At 72.7% G+C, this 20877-nt stretch carries 20 protein-coding genes; 9 read left to right on the forward strand and 11 right to left on the reverse strand.

Features of this window, described 5'->3' with window-relative positions; all coding sequences use genetic code 11:
• The first annotated feature begins 12 nt into the window (after positions 1 to 12).
• Positions 13 to 852: a MerR family transcriptional regulator gene (locus OG509_RS05330; RefSeq protein WP_406187474.1), complete on the forward strand. Its 840-nt coding sequence runs from the start codon at positions 13 to 15 to the stop codon at positions 850 to 852.
• On the opposite strand, the gene OG509_RS05335 is transcribed toward OG509_RS05330, so the two are convergent.
• Complete coding sequence (locus tag OG509_RS05335; RefSeq protein WP_406180541.1) at positions 765 to 1175, reverse strand: hypothetical protein; 411 nt, start codon at positions 1173 to 1175, stop codon at positions 765 to 767. The genes OG509_RS05330 and OG509_RS05335 overlap by 88 nt on opposite strands.
• 99 nt (positions 1176 to 1274) lie before the next feature.
• On the opposite strand from OG509_RS05335, the gene OG509_RS05340 reads away from it, so the two are divergent.
• On the forward strand, positions 1275 to 1724 hold the full coding sequence (locus OG509_RS05340) for a hypothetical protein (protein WP_406180543.1): 450 nt from the start codon (positions 1275 to 1277) through the stop codon (positions 1722 to 1724).
• Between the two features lie 93 nt (positions 1725 to 1817).
• On the forward strand, positions 1818 to 2696 hold the full coding sequence (locus OG509_RS05345; protein ID WP_406180544.1) for a GNAT family N-acetyltransferase: 879 nt from the start codon (positions 1818 to 1820) through the stop codon (positions 2694 to 2696).
• On the opposite strand, the gene OG509_RS05350 is transcribed toward OG509_RS05345, so the two are convergent.
• Together OG509_RS05350 and OG509_RS05355 are read right to left on the reverse strand one after the other, a co-directional pair.
• Positions 2683 to 4014 (reverse strand): erythromycin esterase family protein, encoded by a 1332-nt coding sequence (locus OG509_RS05350; RefSeq protein WP_406180546.1) that lies wholly within the window; start codon positions 4012 to 4014, stop codon positions 2683 to 2685. The two genes, OG509_RS05345 and OG509_RS05350, sit on opposite strands and share 14 nt — an antisense overlap.
• 81 nt (positions 4015 to 4095) lie before the next feature.
• A complete protein-coding gene (locus OG509_RS05355) occupies positions 4096 to 5076 on the reverse strand; it encodes a helix-turn-helix transcriptional regulator (RefSeq protein ID WP_406180548.1) in 981 nt (326 codons plus the stop codon).
• 115 nt (positions 5077 to 5191) lie between these two features.
• On the opposite strand from OG509_RS05355, the gene OG509_RS05360 reads away from it, so the two are divergent.
• A complete protein-coding gene (locus OG509_RS05360; RefSeq protein WP_406180549.1) occupies positions 5192 to 5653 on the forward strand; it encodes a DUF3224 domain-containing protein in 462 nt (153 codons plus the stop codon).
• A gap of 66 nt (positions 5654 to 5719) precedes the next feature.
• On the opposite strand, the gene OG509_RS05365 is transcribed toward OG509_RS05360, so the two are convergent.
• On the reverse strand, positions 5720 to 8458 hold the full coding sequence (locus OG509_RS05365) for a DNRLRE domain-containing protein (protein WP_406180550.1): 2739 nt from the start codon (positions 8456 to 8458) through the stop codon (positions 5720 to 5722).
• A gap of 167 nt (positions 8459 to 8625) precedes the next feature.
• Here OG509_RS05365 and OG509_RS05370 point away from each other — a divergent pair, with 167 nt between their 5' ends.
• Complete coding sequence (locus tag OG509_RS05370) at positions 8626 to 9321, forward strand: HAD family hydrolase (RefSeq protein WP_406180551.1); 696 nt, start codon at positions 8626 to 8628, stop codon at positions 9319 to 9321.
• 26 nt (positions 9322 to 9347) lie between these two features.
• Here the strand turns inward: OG509_RS05370 and OG509_RS05375 are convergent, their stop codons facing one another.
• Positions 9348 to 11264, reverse strand: coding sequence for a glycoside hydrolase family 5 protein (locus OG509_RS05375; protein ID WP_406180552.1), 1917 nt, complete (start codon positions 11262 to 11264; stop codon positions 9348 to 9350).
• A gap of 265 nt (positions 11265 to 11529) precedes the next feature.
• On the opposite strand from OG509_RS05375, the gene OG509_RS05380 reads away from it, so the two are divergent.
• From OG509_RS05380 to OG509_RS05390, 3 genes are all read left to right on the forward strand, one after another.
• Positions 11530 to 11832, forward strand: coding sequence for a hypothetical protein (locus OG509_RS05380; protein WP_030157868.1), 303 nt, complete (start codon positions 11530 to 11532; stop codon positions 11830 to 11832).
• 172 nt (positions 11833 to 12004) lie between these two features.
• A complete protein-coding gene (locus tag OG509_RS05385) occupies positions 12005 to 12454 on the forward strand; it encodes a Crp/Fnr family transcriptional regulator (protein WP_406180553.1) in 450 nt (149 codons plus the stop codon).
• A 260-nt stretch (positions 12455 to 12714) separates the two neighbouring features.
• Positions 12715 to 13158 carry an SSI family serine proteinase inhibitor gene (locus OG509_RS05390; protein ID WP_406180554.1) on the forward strand — a complete coding sequence of 148 codons (444 nt, stop codon included), beginning with the start codon at positions 12715 to 12717 and terminating at the stop codon, positions 13156 to 13158.
• An 82-nt stretch (positions 13159 to 13240) separates the two neighbouring features.
• Here OG509_RS05390 and OG509_RS05395 read toward each other — a convergent pair whose 3' ends face one another.
• Together OG509_RS05395 and OG509_RS05400 are read right to left on the reverse strand one after the other, a co-directional pair.
• On the reverse strand, positions 13241 to 14092 hold the full coding sequence (locus OG509_RS05395; RefSeq protein WP_406180556.1) for a GNAT family N-acetyltransferase: 852 nt from the start codon (positions 14090 to 14092) through the stop codon (positions 13241 to 13243).
• 32 nt (positions 14093 to 14124) lie between these two features.
• Positions 14125 to 14574 carry a hypothetical protein gene (locus OG509_RS05400; RefSeq protein WP_406180558.1) on the reverse strand — a complete coding sequence of 150 codons (450 nt, stop codon included), beginning with the start codon at positions 14572 to 14574 and terminating at the stop codon, positions 14125 to 14127.
• 156 nt (positions 14575 to 14730) lie between these two features.
• Between OG509_RS05400 and OG509_RS05405 the strand changes: the two genes are divergently transcribed.
• A complete protein-coding gene (locus OG509_RS05405) occupies positions 14731 to 15471 on the forward strand; it encodes an SIR2 family NAD-dependent protein deacylase (protein WP_406180559.1) in 741 nt (246 codons plus the stop codon).
• On the opposite strand, the gene OG509_RS05410 is transcribed toward OG509_RS05405, so the two are convergent.
• The 4 genes from OG509_RS05410 to OG509_RS05425 form a co-directional block, all read right to left on the reverse strand.
• Positions 15468 to 15953: a VOC family protein gene (locus OG509_RS05410; protein ID WP_406180561.1), complete on the reverse strand. Its 486-nt coding sequence runs from the start codon at positions 15951 to 15953 to the stop codon at positions 15468 to 15470. The genes OG509_RS05405 and OG509_RS05410 overlap by 4 nt on opposite strands.
• Before the next feature lie 138 nt (positions 15954 to 16091).
• A complete protein-coding gene (locus OG509_RS05415) occupies positions 16092 to 19682 on the reverse strand; it encodes a CDP-glycerol glycerophosphotransferase family protein (protein WP_406180562.1) in 3591 nt (1196 codons plus the stop codon).
• Positions 19683 to 19861: 179 nt separating this feature from the next.
• Complete coding sequence (locus tag OG509_RS05420; protein ID WP_134068110.1) at positions 19862 to 20236, reverse strand: hypothetical protein; 375 nt, start codon at positions 20234 to 20236, stop codon at positions 19862 to 19864.
• A gap of 126 nt (positions 20237 to 20362) precedes the next feature.
• Entirely contained in the window at positions 20363 to 20809 is a 447-nt protein-coding gene (locus OG509_RS05425) for a roadblock/LC7 domain-containing protein (protein WP_406180565.1), read from the reverse strand.
• Positions 20810 to 20877: the final 68 nt, after the last annotated feature.

Raw genomic sequence — 20877 nt, forward strand, 5'->3', positions numbered from 1 at the left:
CTGGAGGGCGTCATGTTCACCATCGGAGACTTCGCCAAGCACGGCCGGGTATCGATCCGCATGCTGCGTCACTACGACGCCATCGGACTGCTGCGCCCGGCGCGTGTCGACCCCGCCAGCGGCTACCGCTACTACGAGGCCGGGCAACTCGCCCGCCTCAACCGTGTCATCGCGCTCAAGGAACTCGGCTTCAGCCTGGACCAGGTGGGGTCGATCCTCGACGAGCGGCTGGGCGCGGAGGAGTTGCGCGGCATGCTCAGGCTGCGCCGGGCGGAACTGGAGTCGGCCATGACCGCCGCGGCGGCCCGGCTGACCCAGGTCGAGACGAGGCTCCGGACCATCGAGAGCGAGGGTTCCATGTCCACCGTCGACATCGTCGTCAAAAGCCTCCCGCCCGTCCGGCTCGTCGAGCTGACCGGGGTCGCGGGGAGCTACGAACCGCAGGACATCGGGCCGGTCATCGGCCCGCTCTACGAAGAGCTCTGCCGCCGGATCGAGGCCGCCGGGGTGGTCCCGACCGGCCCGGGGATCGCGTACTACGAGGACGCGCCGGGTGCGGAGCCCGGCGCCGTCCTCGTCCACGCCGGGCTGCCGGTGGGGGCCTCGGTGCGCGCCGAGGCCCTCGGGGGCGCGGTACGTGTGGTCGAGCTGCCCGGGGTCGAGCGGGCCGCGACCGTGGTGCACCGGGGTTCGATGGACGCCATCCTGCCCACCGCCCAGGCGCTCGCGCACTGGATCGACGCGAACGGCCACCGCTCGGCGGGCTACGCCCGCGAGCTGACCCTCGCCTGCCCGGAGGACCGGACCCAGTGGGTCACCGAGCTCCAGGAGCCGCTCGCGCCGGTCGGGTAGGAGCTGTCGGGCCGATCCGGACCCTGCCGGACGGTGGCGGGGCGGCGGCCGGGGCGGGCCGTGCTGCGGAGGACCGTGTGCCGACGGACGCTGCGCAGGCGGTGCATCGTGGCGTGGCCGCGGCGGCGCCACTCGGCCCGGGGCAGACCCGCCCGCTGGCCGCCGCCGGTGATGAGGGCGTTGACGGGGGTGTGCGGGTCTGCCGCGATGCCCTTGGCCACCAGGACGCCGACCACGAGCGGGACCAGGGCCACGGCCAGGGCGGAGCCGGCGGTGGTCACGTTCTGCATGCGGCGCGGGCGGGCGGCGGCGTCGAAGGTCATGCCCGTATTCGATCAGCGGCGGAGTCGCGGGGAATCGGGGCGGATACTCAGGTCGTTGGGTGTGAGGTACTCAGACCGCACCGAGGGAGGTGGTGGGTGGTGACGGCATCGTTCGAGCCGGCGACCGGCGACGGACCGCAGCGGCCCGCCACGGCGGCGCGGGAGGCCGAGGTCCGGGCGGCGTACGAGGGCCTGCTGCAGATCCGCCGCCTGGTGAACGGCCGGGCGGGGACGGCGGTTCCCGCCCCCTGGGAGCTGCGGCAGATGCCGCGCGCGGTGGCCCTCGTACTGGAGGCCGCGGGCCTCCCGCCGTCGGCGGTGGACGCGGAGGGACGTCGTACGCGGACGGGGTACCGGGTGGCGCCCGGTCCGCACGGGGGCGCAGCGGTGGAGGTGACCTGGCTCGGCCCGCCCGGCGGCGGCGCGGCCGAGGCGGAGCAGGAGCGGCTGACGGCCTGCGCGGCCGCGCTGGAACCCCTCGGCTGGGGCTGCCTGCTCTACCGGGGGCCGCGCCGCCGCCGCTTCCTGGAGGTGGAACCGCCGCGCTGACGGCCCGTCCCGTCCCGTCCAGTCCGTCCGGTCCCGTCCAGCACCCGCGAAATGCGGTTTCCGGAATCCGGCCGCGCCGGGCAGACTCGCCCGATGGGCATGCTCGACGCAGTGGCGGACCGCATCGGCCGGGGCGAGACCGTGGAGTTCCGGCCGACCGGCGACTCGATGGTGCCGCTGATCCGCAGCAGGCAGCGGGTCCGGGTCGCCCCGGTCGACCCCGCGCTCGTCGAGCCCGGCGACATCGTGCTGGCCCGGGTCTCCGGCACGGTGTACCTGCACCTTGTCTCCGCCGTGGACACCCCGCGCCGCCGCGTGCAGATCAGCAACAACCGGGGCCGGGTCAACGGCTGGACCGGCCACGACCGGGTCCTCGGGATCTGCCTCGCCGTGGACGACGTACCCCGCCCGGGTGCGGCCGCCAAGGTCCGGCGGCCCCGGGCCCGTGCGATCGTTGCCGGTCGGCTCGGCAGTGCCCGCCTGGACCTCCTCCCCCTGGGCGTCGAACACGCCCCGGAGATGGCCCTCGTCCTGGGCGATCCCGTACTGCACGAGTTCATCGGCGGCGCCCCGCTCACGGCCGACGCGCTGCGCGAGCGCTACGCCCGGCTGGCGGCCGGGTCCGCGGACCCCGCGGTCGTGTGGTGCAACTGGGTGCTGAGGCTGCGCGGGGACGGGCCGCTGGTGGGGACCGTACAGGCCACCGTCACGCCCGCGCGGGACACGGCCGAGCTGGCCTGGGTGATCGGAACCCCGTGGCAGGGCCGGGGCTTCGCCACCGAGGCGGCCCGGACGGTCACGGCATGGCTGGCGGACCTCCCCACCGGGCTGCTGATCGCGTACGTCCACCCGGACCACCACGCCTCGGCGGCGGTCGCCGCCGCCTGCGGCTTCGCCCCGACCCCGCACCGCGAGGACGGCGAGATCCGCTGGGAGCACCGCCCGACGGCGCCGCCGGTCACCTACTCCTGATCAGGGATTCGGTCGAGTCCGCCTCGGCGAAGTCCGCAGTGAGCGTGGTGCGTGGCACGCTGATCACCGCGTCGTAGGCATCCAGGGCGGGCACGGGCAGGAAGCCGTTGTCCATGCGGATCCGGGCCGGCTCCGGCAGGCCATGCCGCCGGGCGTGCGTGCGCAGCGCGCGGGTGTCCACCAGCGCCGGCGCTTCGAGCACGCCCGCGAACAGCGACTCCACGCTGTCGGGTGTCGCTGCGGGGGCGTCAGCCGCAGATTGGCGCATCCCGGAAGGGTGCGCCGGATCGGGGACGTTCGCCACGGTCCGGCCGCCACCGCTGGTCAGCGCCACGGACACATAGCCCGTCCCGAGCTGTTGGGCGAGGGGGTATCCCATGGGCGTCCGGACGAGCGGGGCGTCCCCGGGGTTGGCGGTGCGCTGGATGTGGGCGTTGTGCGCGGAGACGATGATCCGGGTACCGGGTGCGGATCGGTCGATCAGGTGCAGCAGGCTGTCTGCCATGTAGCGGTCCCGAGCGGCCAGGTCGGCGGAGTCGGGTGCGCCGCCGAGCAGTTCGGACATCGCGCGCTGCATCTGGTCGGTGCGCCAGGCCGCCCAGACGTCCGAGAGGACGTTCTCGTACGCCTGGCGGCCGCCGTTGTCGACATAGACCTCACGCATGACGGTGACCCGATTGAGCAGCCGGCCGAGGATGGCCGAGAGCCGGTCCTGGACCGCGGGATCGAGGCGGAGGCGGGCGTGGGCGGGGACCAGACCCGAGCCGCCCGCAAGCGGCTCCGACAGCTCCAGAGCGGTACGCGCATAGTGCACCGCGCCGGAGTCGACATCGGCCAGGTACCTGGCGACCGGCTCCAGTACGGGCGCCAGCGAGCCGCCGGCCGCCGGGACGTCGAGCCCGGCGAAGCCGACCGGATGCGGCGCGGTGGCATTGTGGGCGCGCAGCCACCGCAGGGTGTCGCGGCCCTCGGCGGACTGGCCCGGACAGCCGTCGCTGCGAGGCGTGATCAGCGCGTCGAGATCACCGTCACCGCCTCTGACCCAGGCGTCGACGGCCCGGCCGGAGGCAGCCCCGAACTCCGCGGCGTAGACGGTGAATCCGCACTCCTGGACCAAAAAGCGCAGGATCCGATCGCGCAGCAGCCCGAATTCGCGTATCTGGTGGGAGTTCTCGCCCAGCGCGACCACTCGCGCGTCACCGACGAGTCGGCTCAGCGGCTCCAGGTCGTCGAGCGGGGCGGCGAGGCCGGAAGTGGCCAGACGGACGGCGTTGTGCGTAGTCCACTCGGCGAGGGGGAGCGGGCGTAACAGGCTCATGATCGTGACACTAACAACCAGTGCTCAGGCTCAAGTGACCTGATTCGGACGTTCCCTGACGGTTCTCGCTCGGGATGGGGTTCAGCCGTACCGCTCGGCCAGTGCGGCGACGGTGTCCGCGAGGGCCCGGCGGAGTTCGGACGGGGAGAGGACCTCGGCTTCGGTGCCGAGGCGGAGCAGGTCCCCGACCGCGACGGCCTGGGAGTCGACCTCCAGGTCGACGCGGATCCAGCCCTCCGGGTCCCCGGGGGCGGCCGGGGACGCGCCGGCCAGCGCCCGTACGCCGGCGGCGCCGAACTGCATCGGGAGCAGCCTGCGCCCGCGCGGGGACAGCAGCAGCCGGGCGGTCCCCTGCCGGGTCGCCGCCTCCATCCGGCGCGCGGACTCCGCCCAGTACGCGGCGAGTTCGAAGCCGGCCGGGCGCTCGAAGCCCTCCGCGGCGGTGTCCACGGCGAGGAACCGCGAGACCCGGTAGCTGCGTACGCGCTCGTCGGCGGCCCGCGCCACCAGGTACCAGATGCCGCCCTTGAGGACTAGGCCGAGGGGGTGCAGCGAGCGCCCGGCCCGCTCCTCGCCGCTCCAGCGGCGGTAGTGGGTGAGCAGTACGCGCTGGTCCCAGACCGCCTGGGCGATCCGCGCGAGGTGCGGTACGGGGTCGGCGTCGCGGAACCAGGCCGGGGCGTCCAGGTGGAAGCGGTCCTGGAGCCGGCGGGCCCGGTCGGCGAGGGCGGCGGGCAGCGCCGCCTGGAGCTTGAGCTGCGCGGCGGCCAGGTCGGCGCCGAGGCCCAGATCCTGCGCGGGCCCGGGTGCACCGGCGAGGAAGAGGGAGCCGGCCTGGGCGTCGGTGAGGCCGGTGAGCCGGGTGCGGTAGCCGTCCATCAGCCGGTAGCCGCCGGCCGGTCCGCGGTCGGCGTGGACGGGGACGCCGGAGGCGCCGAGGGCCTCGATGTCCCGGTAGACGGTACGGACCGACACCTCCAGCTCGGCGGCCAGTTCGGGTGCGGTCATCCGGCCGCGGTTCTGCAGCAGGAGGAGCAGGGAGAGGAGCCGGTCGGCGCGCATGGGGCCATTGTGGCCGGGATCCGGGATACCTGACAGAAGGTGTCAGGTATCCCGGACAGGCTGTTCTCGTGTCGGGGGGACCGAGCCCGCCCGGCCGTGAACCAGGAGGTCCTCCATGTCCGCCCGTACCGACACCCCTACCGGCAACGCCCCCACCGGCAGCGCCACCACCACCGGCCGCAGCACCACCGGCCGTTTCACCTTCGCCGACTGGCAGGAGCAGCCGGTCGGCCCGGCCGACTCCACCCCGCGCCTCGCCCGCTCGACGGTCGTCAACGCCTTCACGGGCGGCATCGAGGCCGGGGCGACCAATGCCGCCTACACGATCGCGTACACCGGGGAGGGCACCGGCTCCTACACCGGCCTGGAGCTGCTGTCGGGCTCCGTGGACGGCCGGAAGGGGGCGTTCGTCCTGGACCAGCGCGGCACCTTCGACGCCTCCGGCACCAGCTGCACGTTCGAGGTGGTCCCCGGTTCAGGGTCGGGCGAGCTGGCCGGGCTGTCGGGCTCGGGGGCTTTCACCTACCGCCACGGCGACACGTCCGTCGCGTACGAGTTCAGCTACACGGTGGCGTAGACGGCGACAGGGGGCGCGGACCACGACGGCCCGCGTCCCCTGTCACCTTCGTCCCGCCTGCCGCGGCTACGGTGCGCCGAAGGTCAGCGTCAGCTGCGGCGTGCCCTCGTTCGCCGCCGCCTCGGAGGACCACAGCCACAGCGCGTCCGTACCCGGGCTGGTCAGCGCCAGGCCGTAGCTCGTACCGAGCGCGCCCGCGAGGCCGGCCGTGCTCAGCCCGGTGGTGTGCACCGCCGAGCCGTCCGGGACCCCGGCGAAGCTGCCGAGGGCCGCAGTACCCGTGGCGGGGCGGTTGTCGTAGGTGGTGCCCGCCTCCGTCCACGTACCGGTGACCGGGACCACCGAGACCGTGTCCGCCGTACCGGCCCCGCTCATCGTGCTGGTCTTCACGCTCAGGGAGGCCGACTTCAGCACGGTGCCCGCGGGCGCGGTGGGCAGGTTGAAGCGCAGGTAGCTCGTGTACAGCGAGGTGCCCCGTACGGCGAGCGAGGACGAGCTCCCGTAATTGCCGTCCGGCGCGCCCGCGTTGGCGTACGTGTCCTCGGCGGCCTGCACCTGGACGACCGAGTCTGCCGGGGCCGTGGCCAGGGCGTAGTGGTGCTGCACCTGGGCCGCGCTCAGGACGCTCGGGTAGACGGCGGTTTCGTCGAGCTGACCCGCCCAGAACTCGCTGGTCGGGGGGTTCGGCCAGGCGCCGAGGCTGTCGCCGCCGGCGTGCCAGTAGCCGGCGTAGTTCTCGTGCGTGGTGACGGCCAGGGTGCCCTTCTGCGCGCCGTCCACGTAGAGGACCATTCCGCCCGGTCCCTGGGTGGCGACGACGTGGTGCCACGTGTTGTCGTTGTACGCGGCGCCGGTGGTGATGGTGCGGGTGGCGCCGGTGTACACGCCGTAGACGAGACGCCCGCCATTGGTCATGTAGATGTGCTTGTCGTACTGACTGCTGCCGCGCACCTGGTTGTTGCCGAAGCCGAAGAGCTTGCCTCCCCGGGTGGTGTTCGTCTTGAACCAGGTCTCGATGGTGTAGCTGCTGCCGATGGTCTGGCGCTGGTCCCCGTAGACCCGGTTGTCCGCGCCGTTGAAGCCGATCGCCGTGCTCGCGCCCGAGACCGCGCCGGGCGTCTGGCGCAGGGCGGGGGCATTCAGGTGCACGCCGTTCTGGTTGCCGCTCGCGGAGGAGTCGGCGACGTTCGGCAGGGAGGCGTCGTCGTAGCGCCAGAACAGCTGGGCGCCGTCCGCGCGGACCTGGTCGGGGTACGCGTCGACCGAGGTCGGGACGGTCACGCCGGCGGTCGCCGACAGGGCGCTGGTGTTGCCGGCCGCGTCGGTGGCCGTCACCCGGTATGTGTACGACTGGCCCGCGGCCACGGTCGTGTCGGTCCAGGAGGCCTGCGGGCGCTTGAAGAACAGCGAGTCGGCCGTGACCGTGGCGATCGGCGTGCCCGAGCCGCCCCGGTAGACCCGGTACGTCAGCGCGCTGTCGTCCAGGTCGAGGCTGGTGCGCCAGCGCACCTGTACCTCGCCGGGTCTGAAGCTCGCCGCGGTCGCGACGGGAACGGTGGGCGCGCCCGTGTCCCCGGTGGACGCGAAGCGGGTCAGGCTCTGCTGCGCGGAGCCGTTGACGGTGGTGAACTCGCCGCCGACCCACAGGTACCGGACGCCGCCCTTGGAACCGACCGCCATCACGCGCGGGCCGATGCCCTCGCCGATGCCGTCGTTGGTGTCGGGGGCCCAGCCCAGCTTGCCGACGCTGGTCGTCGGCTGCGCGAGCAGGTGGTGGCGCTGCCCGTCGGGGTACTCGCCCACGCTGGAGCAGTCGTGCGCGTGCGAGGCGCTGTAGAGCACGTTCTGGTACGGGAGCACGGCCTGCGTCGCGCCGAGGCAGGTGTCGCGCCAGCGCTGGTTGAAGTCGCTCAGGTTGAGCGCGATCCGGCCGTCGAAGACCCCGCCGCCGGTGCCTTCGTTGCCGGTGTAGAACCCGGTCGCGTCGGTCGCGATGTCCTTGACGACGGAGTTGGTCTCGATGAAGCCGGGGTAGCTCCTGGTGAGCGCGCCGCTGGTGGAGTCGACGACGGCGAGCGCGTGCGTGTTCGTGCCGTTGACGGTGAAGAAGTCGCCGCCGAGGACAACGTTGTTGCCGTCGGGGGTGACCTCGACGGCGCGGCCGGGCTCGTCGGCGTCGGCCCGGAAGGGCCGCAGCGCGCCGTCGGCCGCGTCCACGGCGGCGAAGCGCTCGCGCGGCTGTCCGGCGACGGTGAGGAAGTCGCCGCCCGCGTAGACGGTGTCGTTCGTGACGGCCAGCGCGCGCACCGTGGCTGCGAACGCCGGGCGGAAGGAGGTCTTGACGGTGCAGGTCGCCACGTCGATGGCGGCGAGGCTGGAGACCGGGGTGCCGTTGACGGCGCCGAAGTAGCCGCCCGCGTACAGGGTCTGCTTGTCCGGGGAGAGGGTGAGCGCGCGGACGGTGGCGGTGCCGCCGCCGACGGTGAAGGAGAGGTGGCAGGAGGTCGGGGCGCCGGTGGCGGCGTCGAGTGCGGCGAAGTTCACCGCGGGCTGCTCGGCGGCGCCGGAGCCGTCGCCGTCGGGAGGACGGACGGCGGAGAAGGTACCGCCGACGAACACCGTGCCGCCCGCCTCGGCGAGGGCCCAGACGACGCCGTTGGGCTGCCAGGTGGACAGCGCGTCTGCGGTGAAGGCGACGGGCGGGGTGATCGCCGCCGCCTGCGGGACGAGGCCGAGGCCTATGCTCGCGCCGGTCCCGGCCAGGGACAGGGCGAGAGCGGCCGCGAGCCCTCTGGATCTACGCATGAACCCCCCAGTTCGGTGTCACTGTGCGGTGATGGCCGAAAACAGGCGTACAGCCGTTCACGACCGTGCGTACGGGCGCACCTTAAGCCCCTTTGCGGAACCGTTCACCCCACTTGACGCATCGGATGCCAAATCCGCGGAGTCTGCGGCCACATATCCTTCCCGCCATGATCACTTCCACTGAACCGATCGAACTCGTCATATTCGACTGTGACGGGGTACTCGTCGACACCGAGCGGATCGCGGCCCGGGTGAACGTCGCCCTCGGTGCGGAGCTCGGCTGGCCGCTCACCGAGGAAGAGGTGATCCACCTGTTCATCGGCCGCTCCAGCGCCTCGAACCGGGAGACGGTGGCCGGCCGGCTCGGCGCGGAGGCGGCCCGGGAGTGGGAGGAGCGCTTCGCGCGGATGCACGCGCAGGCGGTGGACGAGGGGCTCACCCCGGTCGAGGGCCTGCCCGAGGCGCTCGCCGCGATCACCCTGCCGACCTGCGTCGCCTCCAGCGGAACCCACGAGAAGATGCGGCACACCCTCGGCCGCACCGGACTGTACGAGCGGTTCGCGGGCCGCATCCACAGCGCCACCGAGGTCGACCGCGGCAAGCCCGCCCCGGACCTCTTCCTGTACGCCGCCCGGCGCATGGGCGTCGCCCCGTCGGCCTGCGCCGTGGTCGAGGACAGCCGCCCGGGCGTCGAGGCGGCCCGCGCGGCGGGCATGCGCTCCTTCGGCTACGCGGGCGGCCTGACCCCGGCCGACCACCTCTCCGGCCCGGGCACCGTGCTCTTCACCGACATGCGCGACCTCCCGGATCTGCTGGCCCGGGCCGGTGCCGGTGCCGTCCACGAGGCCGACGGCGGTCGCTGACGCCGCCGGCCTCGTGGACGGACGGGTCAGGCGGCCGGCAGGGGCCGGCACAGGAGGGCGGCCGGGCCCGGGCGGGAGCCCGCGCGGGTGGTGAAGGCGATGCCCGCCGCGTACTCGGAGGGCAGGCACTGGCCCTTGTAGTCGCCGTACGCGAACTCGCCGCCGGGGGCGCCGGGCGGACGGTTGTCGCCGCGGTCGAACCAGAGCGTGCGGCCGCCCGCCGGAAGGGCGGTCCGGCTCGGCGCGCACAGCGCCGCCGAGACCCGCTCCCCGCGCAGGCTGTAGCCGATCAGGAACTGGCCCGCCGGGCACTGGAACTTCGTATAGCCGGTGGCCCAGTCGCCGCCCTGCGGGACGTACGCCTCGTCGCGCACCACGGTGTGCCCGCCCGTGGCGGCCCGCAGGTCGGAGGTGCTGCACAGGCCTCGGCCGCCCGTGTGCCCCAGTCCGGCCAGCCGGGAGCCGTCGGGGCAGACCGCCTTGCGGGCCCCGCCGTCCCAGTCGCCGGTGGCCCGCGTGCGCAGCGAGGCGTTGTGGTCGCGGTGGTCGGTGGTCAGCTGGTACCAGGCGGGGGTGGCGGGGATCTGACCGGTGCGCCCGGCGGCTCCGGCGAGGGCCGTCCAGGGCTGCGTACGCCAGTCGGCCGCGTCGAGCACTCCGGACCGGCGGCCGGCGGAGTCGTAGCGGAGCATCGCCCAGGAGTCGCCGCCCGGGGCGCCCTGGGCGGTGGTGCTCCAGCCGACGAGCGGCCAGTACGCGAAGTCGGCGTCGACGGCGTTCAGATAGCCGGTCATGTTCTGGAACCAGGCGCGCGGCAGGGCGCCCGTCTCGTCGGCGCCGATGCCGAACTCGCTGACCCAGACGGGTGCGGTGAAGTGGGTGCCGGTTTCGGCGGAGACGTAGAACGCCTGGTCGTAGAGGGTCTGTTCGAGCTGGTCCCGGCTCATGTCCTGGTAGCGGAGGTCATGGGTCTCGCCGATGCCGGTCGCGCCGCTGTGCCGGGGGCCGGTGTACCCGTAGAAGTGCGCCGAGTACACGAGTTTGTCGGAGACGACGAGGGTGTGGGACAGGGTGCGTACGGGGGTCAGGGCGGGGCGGCCGTGCGGGAGGCCGTCCACGGGGATGCCGGTCCAGTTGATGCCCTCGACCACGATGAGCAGGTTCGGGTTGGCCTCGGCGAGGATCCGGTCGCCCGCCTCCTGGGCGGCGGCCTGCCAGTCGTGGCCGTCGCCGAGCCCCCAGTTGGGGTCGTCGAAGGTGTCTCGGCGGACCTCGTTGTACAGGTCGGCGCCGACGACGCGCGGGTTGTCGCGGTAGCGGCGGGCCAGGAAGACCCAGTCGTCGGCCCACTGGGCGGTTGTGCGGCCGCTGTTCCAGCGCTCGTTGCCGTCGAGTCCGCAGCACCAGCGGGTGGTGACGGTGTGGTTGTTGAGGATGACCGCGAAGCCGGCGTCGGTGAGCCCGGCGACGACGGCGTCATAGACCTGGAGCGGGGTACGGCCGCGCAGCGCGGGGTTGGCGGCGACGGCCGCGTCCGGGACGGGGGCGGTGGTGCGGAGCATCTCGTTGGAGAAGGGCAGCCGGATGCTGTTGAGGCCGAGGGCCCGGAAGTCGGCCAGCAGCGTGGGCAGCGCCACCCGGTCCAGCCCGATCGGGATGCCGCCCGAGTTCTGGCCGGCGTGGTGGGTGGCGGGGTCGTTGCGGTCGCCGCTGCCGTTCCAGGAGCCCTGGGCGCCGTCCCAGTTGCCGGAGCGGAGCCGGAAGCGGTTGCCCTGCGCGTCGACGATGTAGCGGCCGCGGGTGGACAGCGGCGGGGTCCACGCCTCGGCCGGGGACGCGGGCGCGACCGGCGCGGCTGCGGCGGGCGTCGGTCCGGCCACCGCCGGCAGGACCCCCGCCAGCAGCAGGAGGGCGCAGCACAGCGCACGGATGAGGCTCTTCATGTCGCTCCTGGCGGAATCGGGCAACGGACGGATGCCGCGGCCAAGTTACCGGCCGGTCGCCGACCATGGAACCCACGCGGGCACCGACTTTCCCGCCGCCATCCGTACCGGTCGGCCCGGGCCGGCCGCCCGGCCGGGCCGGCGCACGGGCCGGCGCCCGGGACCGGTTCCTCACGTGTGGTCACCCTGGCGAAACGGCCCCGCGCAGAGCCGTCAGCGCCTACCGTGCCCTGGGGGGACGGGATCGTACGGGAGGGTGGGGCGGATGGACGAAGAAGAGGACATGCGGCTGGCGAGGATGACGCCGGAGATCTCCCGCCGCACCCTCACGATGCTGCGCGGGCTCGCCGGGCTGGAGCCGCCGGAGCAGGTGCCCGAGGACGCGATGATCGTCGCCGACGCGATCCTGGCCGAGCACGGTACCGACGGGCTGCGCGTCCTGGTGATGACCCTGGCCGCCTGGGCCACGGCGCAGATCGAGAACGTCGCCGAGCTGAGCCGCCGCAGCCACGAGGCGGTCCTCGACGCGATGGAGCTGGCCTGCCTTGAGGCCAACGCCGAGGAATGACCGCTCGCGGGGCGCCACCGGCCGACTTCGGGGAGTCGGCCGCCGTGGCCGTGGAACGCGTGTGCGGAGCCGCCCGTGGGGTACTCGGACAACCGGGTGACGCGCCACGCCCGGATTCGTCCGGGTGTCGGTCACACTGGGGGGTAACGGGGGGCCCTGATCGGAGGCCGTCGTGAGCACACCTTCCCCCATCCGAATCGCCGCCGTCCTCTCCGCCGAATACCGTGGGCGGCTGATGTCCCAGGCCCGCGAGGTCAATTTCCCCGAGGGTGCGAGGATCTTCGAGGAGGGCGCGCGCGCCGAGTCCTTCTGGATCGTGCGATCCGGCACGGTGACGCTCCAGATCCCGCTGCCCGCCCGCCGGCCCGCCCCCATCGAGAACCTCGGCCCCGGGGAACTCGTCGGCTGGTCCTGGCTCTTCCCGCCGTACTCATGGCAGCTGAGCGCAGAGGCGATGACCCCGGTGCGCTCGTACGAGTTCGACGCGACCTCCGTGCGCATGCTGATGGACGCCGATCCCGCCTTCGGCCACTGGGTCGGCCGCGTGCTCGCGCTGCGGCTCCAGCAGACCCGCACCCGGCTGATCGACCTCTACGCCCCTCGCATCGCGACGACGCGCTAGGGCGGAACCGGAACCGGCCCGGGACCGGCCCGGGACCGGCCCGGAGCCGGCCCGGACCCGCCCTCGGGAATGTTTCAGCGCGTGTGTTCGGCCGTTTCGTCGCTCCACTCCCCCACAGGTCAGCACCCCTCGCACGGCTGCGGTCTGCATACATTCGCTTACGATCGGTGACGGAAAATGGGGGTACGAACGGGCGTTCACGGTCCGTGTCGGTAAGACTCCTGTCCGCTATCCGAAGCAACCACTCAAGGGAGTTCGAAATGCGGTCCATCGCAAAGGGTCTCGGCCTCGGTTCCGCCGCCATGGCGCTCACCGCTCTCACGGCCCTGGCCTGGCCCGGAGCTGCCGACGCCGCACCGTCCGGTGCGGAGAGCCTGTACGCGCCCTCCGCCCTCGTCCTGAGCATCACGGCCGGGGAGGACGCCAGGTACGGCACGGTGGTGCGCGCCGTGACGCTCGTCTGCGCGCCGACCCCGGGTGGGACGCACCCGTCCCCGGCCGCCGCGTGTGCCGAACTGCGGGCGAACTCGCGCCAGTTGGACGCGGTCGCCGCGCCCGGCCCGGGCGTCGACTGTACCCGGGAGTGGAACCCGATGACGGTGACCGCGGACGGGGTGTGGCAGGGCCGCCGGCTGAACTACTCGTACACCTTCGGCAACCCGTGCGGTCTGCGGCACACCAGCGGCGCGCTCTTCGGCTTCTGACCCGGCACGACGCGACCGGCCGGGCGGCGTCGTGCGACCGCCGCCCGGCAGCCGGCTCCCGGCCCGGAGCTCCCCGCGTCCGTCAGCCCAGTTCGAGGCTGGTCACCCCGTACAGCCCGGCCAGTTCCACCTCCGGGGCCGGCCCGGTATACATCCGGGCGGCCTCGAACGAGGGGGCCAGCCCCAGGCCGGCCAGCAGGTCGGTGGCCACCGGATTGGCGTCGGGCACGTCCACGGCGACCGCCCCGTCGGGGGTGTGCTCCGCGAGCCGGTGCAGCAGGGCGGCCGCGACGGCCGGGGTGGAGGCGTACAGCGGGCCGATCCGGGAGGCCCCGCTGCACGGGCGGATCACCCCGAGCCCCTCGATCCGGCCGTCGCGGACGGCGGCGAGGGCGGTACGGCCCGGCAGCCCGGTCCAGGCGGACAGGAAGGCGTCGCGCGACTCGGGGAAGAACCGGCGGTCGTAGGCGGCGAGCATCCCGAAGGGCAGCGACGCTGCGTCGACCACCTCGAACCCGGCGCCGCCACCCGAGCCGTTCGGCTGCGGGACGCCCTCGTGGCGTACGTTGTTCCAGGCCGAACGGAACCCGGACTTGCGGTAGTTGTCCTGCTGGTCGACCACCCCGTCCAGGCCGACGAGCCGCCCGTCGAGCCGCTCCATCCCGGCCTGCCACAGCCGGATCCCGTAGCCCTGTCCGCGGAAAGCGGGACGGGCGATGTAGAAGCCGATGAACCCGAAGGCGGACCCGTACCGCACGGCCGAGATGCAGGCCACCGGCTCGCCGTCGATCCGGCCGACGAGGAAGCCGGCCGGATCGGCGACCGCGAACGCGAAGCGGTCGGAGTCCCCCGGGTTCCACCCCTCCTCGTCGGCCCAGCGGCGGATCAGTTCCATGTCGGCGGCGCTCGCGCCGCTGATCTCGAATCCCGTCATGTCCGGTGTTGTACCAGACGGAGTACGGGAGGTCAGCCGGCGCAGATCACGTCGTCGAGCTTGATCGGCCGGGAGTCGAGGCGCACGTAAGCGGTGAAGGTGTCCGGCTGGCCGGCCCCCCAGCGGGTGGTGACGGTGGCCCAGCCGACCCCGGCCGACTGGGCGACGGTGACCGGGCCGACCGCGATGTCCCAGGGCTCGTTCGAGGGCTCCTTCTGGGCGCAGAGCAGCACGTCCGAGCTCGGAGCGTGCGCCTGCTTCTCCTTGAGCTGCTGCGAGACGCGCTGGTCGCGGTCGTGCACGGAGGGGCCGTGGTGGCCGTAGAAGGCGGTGAGGAAGGCACCGATCTCGGAGCCGGTGTGCCGGTGGCGGGCGCCGACCGGGGCGGGGTCGGCGGCGGCGTCGGCGGGGGCGGGGGTCGGGGCCGGCAGCGCGAGCAAGGTCAGCAGCAGGGCACCGAGGCTGTACGAGGTGATCTTCATGCGGCATGTGTAACCACCGGGCGTCTTCACGGGCAGGGGTGGGCCTCGGATCTCACTCCTGTGGGGGGCGGGATTCACCGCAGGAACACCCCTCCCGGACCCGCCGCCGTTTAATACGGTCGCGGGTCCGGACCGACCGTACGTAGGGTCGGGGACATGGGGAAGCCGCTCGTCGCAGTGTTCAGTGGGGCCGGGATGTCCACCGATTCCGGGATTCCGGACTACCGGGGGCCGCAGGGGTTGTGGCGCCGGGATCCCGAGGCCGAGAAGCTGGTGACGTACTCGTACTACATGGCGGATCCGGAGATCCGGCGCCGCTCCTGGCGGATGCGTGCCGAAGTCGGGGCCCTCGGGGCGCAGCCGAATGCCGCGCATCTGGCCGTGGCCGAACTGGAGCGCACCGGCACCCCGGTACGGGTGATCACCCAGAACGTGGACGGGCTGCACCAGCTCGCCGGGATGCCGCCGCGCAAGGTGTTCGAGCTGCACGGGACCGCCCGGGCGGTGGTCTGCACGGCCTGCCACGCCCGGTCGGGGATGGACGAGGCACTGGCCCGGGTCGCCGCCGGGGAGCAGGATCCCGCCTGTCTGGTCTGCGGCGGGATCCTCAAGTCGGCGACCGTGATGTTCGGCGAGCGGCTCGACCCCCAGGTGCTGGCGCAGGCCGTGGCCGTGGCGAAGGGCGCTCACGTGTTCATCGCCGTCGGTACGACGCTCCAGGTGCAGCCCGCCGCCTCGCTGGCCGGGATGGCCGCCGAGGCGGGGGCCCGCCTGATCATCGTGAACGCCGAGGAGACCCCCTACGACTCCCTCGCCGACGAGGTGATCCGCGAGCCGATCGGGACCGCCCTCCCGGCCCTGCTGGCCCGTATCGCGGCGGGCGGCGACGAGGCCTAGCCGGCGTCGGCCGCCCTGCGCATCTCCGCCACGTCCAGCTTCTTCATCTTCATCATGGCCGCGGTGGCGCGGGCGGAGCGCCCCGGGTCCGGGTCGGTGACCAGCTCGATGGCGCCGTCCGGGATGACCTGCCAGGACACCCCGAACTTGTCCTTGACCCAGCCGCAGGCGGATTCCTCGCCGCCGTCCTTCGTCAGCTCGTCGTAGTAGTAGTCCGACTCCGCCTCCTCGGCGCAGTGGATCTGGAACGAGATCGCCTCGGTGAACGGGAACTGCGGGCCGCCGTTGAGGCCGATGAACTTCTGGCCGTTGATCTCGAACTCGACGGCCATCACGTCACCGGCCTTGCCCGGTCCCGCCTCGTTGTAGTAGCCGGTCCGCCCGATCTTCCCGTCCTTGAAGACGGACACGTAGTAGTCGGCGGCGGCCGCCGCGTTGCCGTCGAACCACAGACATGTGGTGAATCCGTTGCTGCTGCTCATGACTGCCTCCAGGCGGGTGCGTGGTCGAGTCCGTGCGGTGGGGCACCGTCTCGCTCCTATACAGACCGGCCCCGGGCCCGAAATTCATCGGTGGGCCCGGGGCCGGTCGGCAACGCTTCCTGAATGCACTCCAACGGCTTACACCGCCGGCTTGGCCCCCATGGAGAGCATCCGGTCGACGACGCGCTCGGCGGCGGCGCCGTCGTCCAGGTCGCAGAACTCGGCGCGGAACGCGGCGCGCGCCTCCTTGAACTCCGCCCCGACCGCTTCCGCGCCCCGCACGGCCTCGATCAGGCTCGCCGAGTCCGTCAGCAGCGGGCCGGGGGCCTTCGCCGCCAGGTCGAAGTTGAAGCCGCGCAGCGTGGTCCGGTAGTGCTCCATGTCGTACGTGAAGAGCAGGATCGGCCGGTCGGTGAGCGCGAAGTCGAACAGCACCGAGGAGTAGTCCGAGATCAGGACGTCGGCGACGAGCAGCAGGTCCGTCGCGTCGGGCCAGCGGGACACGTCGACGACGAACCCGTCGCGCACGTTGTCCCGTACCTGCTCGGTCACGTGGTGGTGGCCGCGGACCAGCAGGACGTGGTCCTCGCCGAGCTCGCGCCGCGCCGCGTCCAGGTCGATCTGGAGGTCGAGCTTGTAGCCGCCCGACCAGCCCTCGCGGTTCTCGCGCCAGGTCGGCATGTAGAGGACGACCTTCTTGCCCTCGGGCAGGCCGAGCCGGCGGCGGACCTCGGCGATCCGCTGCGCGTCGGGCTTGACGAGCGCGTCCGTGCGCGGGCTGCCGGACTCGATGACCTCGCCCTGGTAGCCGAGGGCGCGCTTGAGCAGCGGTGTCGCGTACGAGCTCGGGGAGGCGAGCAGCGACCACTGGGCGCTGTCGTGCTCCAGCGCCTCCAGGATCTCGGGGCTCGTGTAGTAGTCGTGGATGAAGTCGTGGCCGATCTCCTTGATCGGCGTCCCGTGCCAGGTCTGGACGACGATCTGGCCGGCGCGGCGCTGGAAGCGCTGCGGCACGCTGTCGTTCACGACGTAGTAGCGGGCCCGGGCCAGGACCTCCCAGGCCTCGGTGCTGTCGTACTGCACGGCGCGGGCGGTCGGGGGGACCTCGGCGCGGCCGTCACGGACGAGCCAGACGTGGTCCAGCTTCTCGCCGCGGCGCAGCAGTTCCTCGTGGATGGCGCGGGGCGCGTCGCCCGCTCCGTTCCCCTGGTGGGTGTCGTAGACGACGATGTCCTTGACCGGCAGGGCGCGCTGCGCCGGGTAGGTCTCGTACCGGGTGACGCGCTGGGCGTACCGGGTCCGGTCGTGCGGGCTGAGCAGCGGGTCAGCGACGAGCACCATGCGGTCGTAGAAGCGGGCCTCGACCCGCATCCGGCGGCCCTCGACGGTGATCGCGTGCGGTCCGGCGTGCAGGGCGGTGGGCGCGAGCTGCACCGGGGCGCCGCGGTCGACGCCGAGCAGGCCGGCGGTGGTGCCGCCCTGGGCGAGCGGGCGCAGGGTGGGCCACCAGCGGCCCTTCGGCAGCGTGGTGCGGCCGGCGTAGGACTCGGGGAGGACGGGCTCGAAGACGGATTCGAAGCGGTCGCCGTCCCGGGTGACGGGGTAGCTGAACTCGGTGCCGTGCGCGTCGTGCAGGACCAGCTCGTACGGCTCGTCCGCGGGCGCGACGAACCGGCCCTTGATCGTGAGGGTGCCGTCCTGGCCGGTGACCGAGTCGACGAGCGGCGGCGAGGGCTGCACGGAGAGGGTCAGGTGTCCGGTGTTGCCGCGCTTGGCGAAGAGGGCGCGGTCGGCGTTCCCACCGGTCAGGGGAACGACCAGGCCGGCGAATCCGCCGCGCTCGTCGTGCGCGAGGCGGTGCTCGGAGCCGTCGGCGCCGACCACGGTCAGGCTCCACGGCTCGGGGGTCCACTCGCCGGGCTCGCACTCCGCGTCCGGTACGGCGGCCAGCTCGGCCAGCGGTACGCGGACGGTGAACGGGATCCGGCCGGCGCCGCGGGAGCCGCTCGCGGCGGCGGTCTCGATCGGGAACGTGAGGACGGCGGCGGTGGAGACGTGCTCGGCGCGCAGGGTGGCGCCGGCGCCGATCTCGGCGGCGAGCTCGCCGGCCACCTCGACGGCTTCCTCGCCGGCCCGGCGGACGTCGAGGGCGCGGGCCCGGACGGTCTCGACCTGGATGGTGAGGGCGCCGGTGGCGTTCGGGACGATGCGGACGTCCGGGGTCACCCAGTGGGCGGGCGGGTTCTGGCCGGAGTCGGACTCACCGCCCTTGAGGCGGGCGCGGTGCAGGCCGCCGGCGCCGGTGACGGCGACGGAGGTGGTCCATATGCCGTCGGTCCACTTGCCGCCCGTCTGGAAGGCGGTGGGGTCGACGACGGCGGTGAAACCGGCCCAGTCGGCGTGGCGCAGCGCGAGGTGCGCGGCGTTGACGGTGGCCATCGGGGAGGCGACCGTACGGGCGGTGACCACGGTACGGCGGCGCTTGCCCCCCTCGCGGAAGACGAGCATCTTGCGCGAGCCGAGGCGGCTCTCCGCGCCGAGGTGGCCGGGAAGCGCGTAGCCGCGCAGCAGCAGCTTGCCGTCGCTCCAGACGGCCTGCTCGAGGCGGCTGACGACGCGGCGCTCGCGCGGGCCGAGGGTGAGGATCTTGGCGGGGACCGGCGGACGGCCGTGCAGGAACGGGTAGTCGGCCTGCGGGCGGGCCAGCCCCTTGACGGGGACGCTGTACGAGTAGTCGCTCTGGTGCTGCGTGAGGGCGATGAAGTCCTCGACGCGGCCTTCGCGGGCCAGGTACGCCTTGAGGCGGTCGGCGACGGTCAGGTCGGACCAGGGGCCGGTACCGATCTCGCGGACGAGGCCGCCGACCTCCTTGACGAAGGCGGCGCGGAAGTCGGCTCCGCCCTCACCGACGTACTTGTAGATGAGCGGGAGTTCCTCGCTCAGCACGTTGTAGTCGTAGTCGCGCAGGTAGCGGGCGTACTTGGCGCCCTCCTTGGCCTTGAGGGCCTCACGGACCAGGCGGACGGAGGTGACGCGGTCGATCAGGGAGACCGGGTCGGTGGAGCGCTGGGTGATGGAGCGCTCGCCGGTCTCGCGCACGCGCCAGTGGTAGACGCAGTCGCTGATGATGTCGACGCTGGACGCGAAGTAGTGCGCGGGGATGCTGACGGGGGCGTCCTCGTAGAGGATGCCCTCGGGGTACTGGAAGCCGTGCTCGTCCCAGAAGCTGCGCCGGTAGACCTTGTTCCACGCGGTGCGGTCGGTGACCAGCGCCGGGAACTTGGAGATGTGGGTCTTCAGCTGCGTCTTGGCGAAGGCGGCCCGGTGGCCCCAGGACTGCTGCATGCCGACGGAGCGGAAACGCTTCACGTTGCCGCCGGCGAAGTCCGAACCGGTCTCGTCGAGGGCCGCGATCAGACGCTCGTACGCGTAGTCCGGCATCGTGTCGTCACTGTCGACGAAGGCCAGGTACTCGCTGTCCTCGGAGGCGTGGCGGGCGCCCACGTTGCGGGCGGCGCCGAGTCCGGCGTTCTCCTGCATGACGACCCGGAAACGCTTGTCCCGCGCGGCGAAGGCCTTGGCGATGACGGCGCTGGTGTCGGTGGACCCGTCGTCCACGAGGATGCACTCGAAGTCGGCGAACGTCTGGGCGGCAATGGACTCCAGGCACTCGTCGAGATAGAGCTCGACGTTGTAGACGGGGACGACGATGCTCAGGCGCGGGGGCATGGGTGGCGGGTTCTCCAGCGTTTCAAGCTATTTCGATGATCAGGTGATGAGAGCATCCTACTCGGTAACGGGATGATAAAGTCCCCCCATCCTGGACATATGACCCGTGACCTCCGGGGCGGACGGCAAAGAATTCAGCCGCCCGCCACCTCGGCGTCGGAGTCGCACCGAACGTCTGCTCAGATTTCGAGCTCCGCCTCGATCTTCTTGAGCTGGTGCCGGGCCATCGCGAGGTTGGCCCGGCCGCGGTCGAGCGCGAGGTAGAGGAAGAACCCCTTGGAGTCGCGGCTCTTCAGCAGCCGGATGAGGTGGTACTGGGTGCCGAGGGTGATCAGGATGTCCTCGATCTCGTCCTTGAGGCCGAGCATCTCCATCGTGCGGACCTTGGCGCGGACCACGTCGGTGTTGCCGGCCGCGGCCACCGTGAGGTCGAGGTCCTTGCCGCCGCCGATGGTCCCGAGGGCCATGCCGCTGCCGTAGTCGACCAGGGCCGCGCCGATCGCGCCGTCGATGGTGGCGAGGGTTTCCTTGAGAGCGGTCTCCACGTTGGCCATGAGTGGCTCCTCTTCTTTCTTGTTCTCTGTGTTCTGGCGAATTTCAGGCGGTTCACCGGTGGGTTCCGGTGGATTCCGGTGGGTTCCAGTAGGTTCCGGAGGGTTTCCATGCCTGTTCTGTACTGACTACGCCTGGTCCGTACCGACATGGACGTGCGGGACCTCGGGGCCTCGGCGCCCGAGGACGTGGTCGATGAGCTCGGCTATGCGGAGGCTGGAGCGGCGGGCCTCCAGGTGGAGCCGGCCGACGTTGACGCGGGGCTCCGCGATCAGGGTGAGGACGGCGGCGTCCCCGGCCGCGTACGTGGCCACGTATCCGTGTTCGCCGCGTATGAGCAGTTCGCGGAATCCGCCCTGGCCGGTGGTGTCGCTGAGCCGCTGGGCCACGCCGAGGGCGGCGGCGGTCAGGGCCGCGACGGACTCCACCTCGGTGGCCGCGCTGTCCTGCGCGAGGACCAGGCCGTCGGCGCTGCCGGCGAGGGCGCCGGTGAGCTGGGGGACCCGGGCGCGCAGCCTGCGGAGCTCGGCGAGTATGTCGGCTTCGGCCTCGGGGGGCACCATCGCCGTGCTCATGTCGGCCTTTCTCCTTTCGGGCTGCCTCCGCTCGGAGCGGTCGGCGCGCTCCAAGCGCAGAGCCGGTC

It is taken from the genome of Streptomyces sp. NBC_01006 (genome assembly GCF_045162725.1).
Classification (GTDB): Bacteria; Actinomycetota; Actinomycetes; order Streptomycetales; family Streptomycetaceae; genus Streptomyces.

Bases quoted from the DNA above. Each gene is read 5' to 3' on its own strand.
- OG509_RS05400 (WP_406180558.1), bottom strand. From the start codon at position 14,574: ATGAAGATCACCTCGTACAGCCTCGGTGCCCTGCTGCTGACCTTGCTC.
- OG509_RS05420 (WP_134068110.1), bottom strand. From the start codon at position 20,236: ATGGCCAACGTGGAGACCGCTCTCAAGGAAACCCTCGCCACCATCGAC.
- OG509_RS05370 (WP_406180551.1), top strand. From the start codon at position 8,626: ATGATCACTTCCACTGAACCGATCGAACTCGTCATATTCGACTGTGAC.
- OG509_RS05390 (WP_406180554.1), top strand. From the start codon at position 12,715: ATGCGGTCCATCGCAAAGGGTCTCGGCCTCGGTTCCGCCGCCATGGCG.
- OG509_RS05425 (WP_406180565.1), bottom strand. From the start codon at position 20,809: ATGAGCACGGCGATGGTGCCCCCCGAGGCCGAAGCCGACATACTCGCC.
- OG509_RS05330 (WP_406187474.1), top strand. From the start codon at position 13: ATGTTCACCATCGGAGACTTCGCCAAGCACGGCCGGGTATCGATCCGC.
- OG509_RS05380 (WP_030157868.1), top strand. From the start codon at position 11,530: ATGGACGAAGAAGAGGACATGCGGCTGGCGAGGATGACGCCGGAGATC.
- OG509_RS05360 (WP_406180549.1), top strand. From the start codon at position 5,192: ATGTCCGCCCGTACCGACACCCCTACCGGCAACGCCCCCACCGGCAGC.
- OG509_RS05410 (WP_406180561.1), bottom strand. From the start codon at position 15,953: ATGAGCAGCAGCAACGGATTCACCACATGTCTGTGGTTCGACGGCAAC.
- OG509_RS05345 (WP_406180544.1), top strand. From the start codon at position 1,818: ATGGGCATGCTCGACGCAGTGGCGGACCGCATCGGCCGGGGCGAGACC.
- OG509_RS05335 (WP_406180541.1), bottom strand. From the start codon at position 1,175: ATGACCTTCGACGCCGCCGCCCGCCCGCGCCGCATGCAGAACGTGACC.
- OG509_RS05365 (WP_406180550.1), bottom strand. From the start codon at position 8,458: ATGCGTAGATCCAGAGGGCTCGCGGCCGCTCTCGCCCTGTCCCTGGCC.
- OG509_RS05355 (WP_406180548.1), bottom strand. From the start codon at position 5,076: ATGCGCGCCGACCGGCTCCTCTCCCTGCTCCTCCTGCTGCAGAACCGC.
- OG509_RS05405 (WP_406180559.1), top strand. From the start codon at position 14,731: ATGGGGAAGCCGCTCGTCGCAGTGTTCAGTGGGGCCGGGATGTCCACC.
- OG509_RS05375 (WP_406180552.1), bottom strand. From the start codon at position 11,264: ATGAAGAGCCTCATCCGTGCGCTGTGCTGCGCCCTCCTGCTGCTGGCG.
- OG509_RS05350 (WP_406180546.1), bottom strand. From the start codon at position 4,014: ATGAGCCTGTTACGCCCGCTCCCCCTCGCCGAGTGGACTACGCACAAC.
- OG509_RS05415 (WP_406180562.1), bottom strand. From the start codon at position 19,682: ATGCCCCCGCGCCTGAGCATCGTCGTCCCCGTCTACAACGTCGAGCTC.
- OG509_RS05395 (WP_406180556.1), bottom strand. From the start codon at position 14,092: ATGACGGGATTCGAGATCAGCGGCGCGAGCGCCGCCGACATGGAACTG.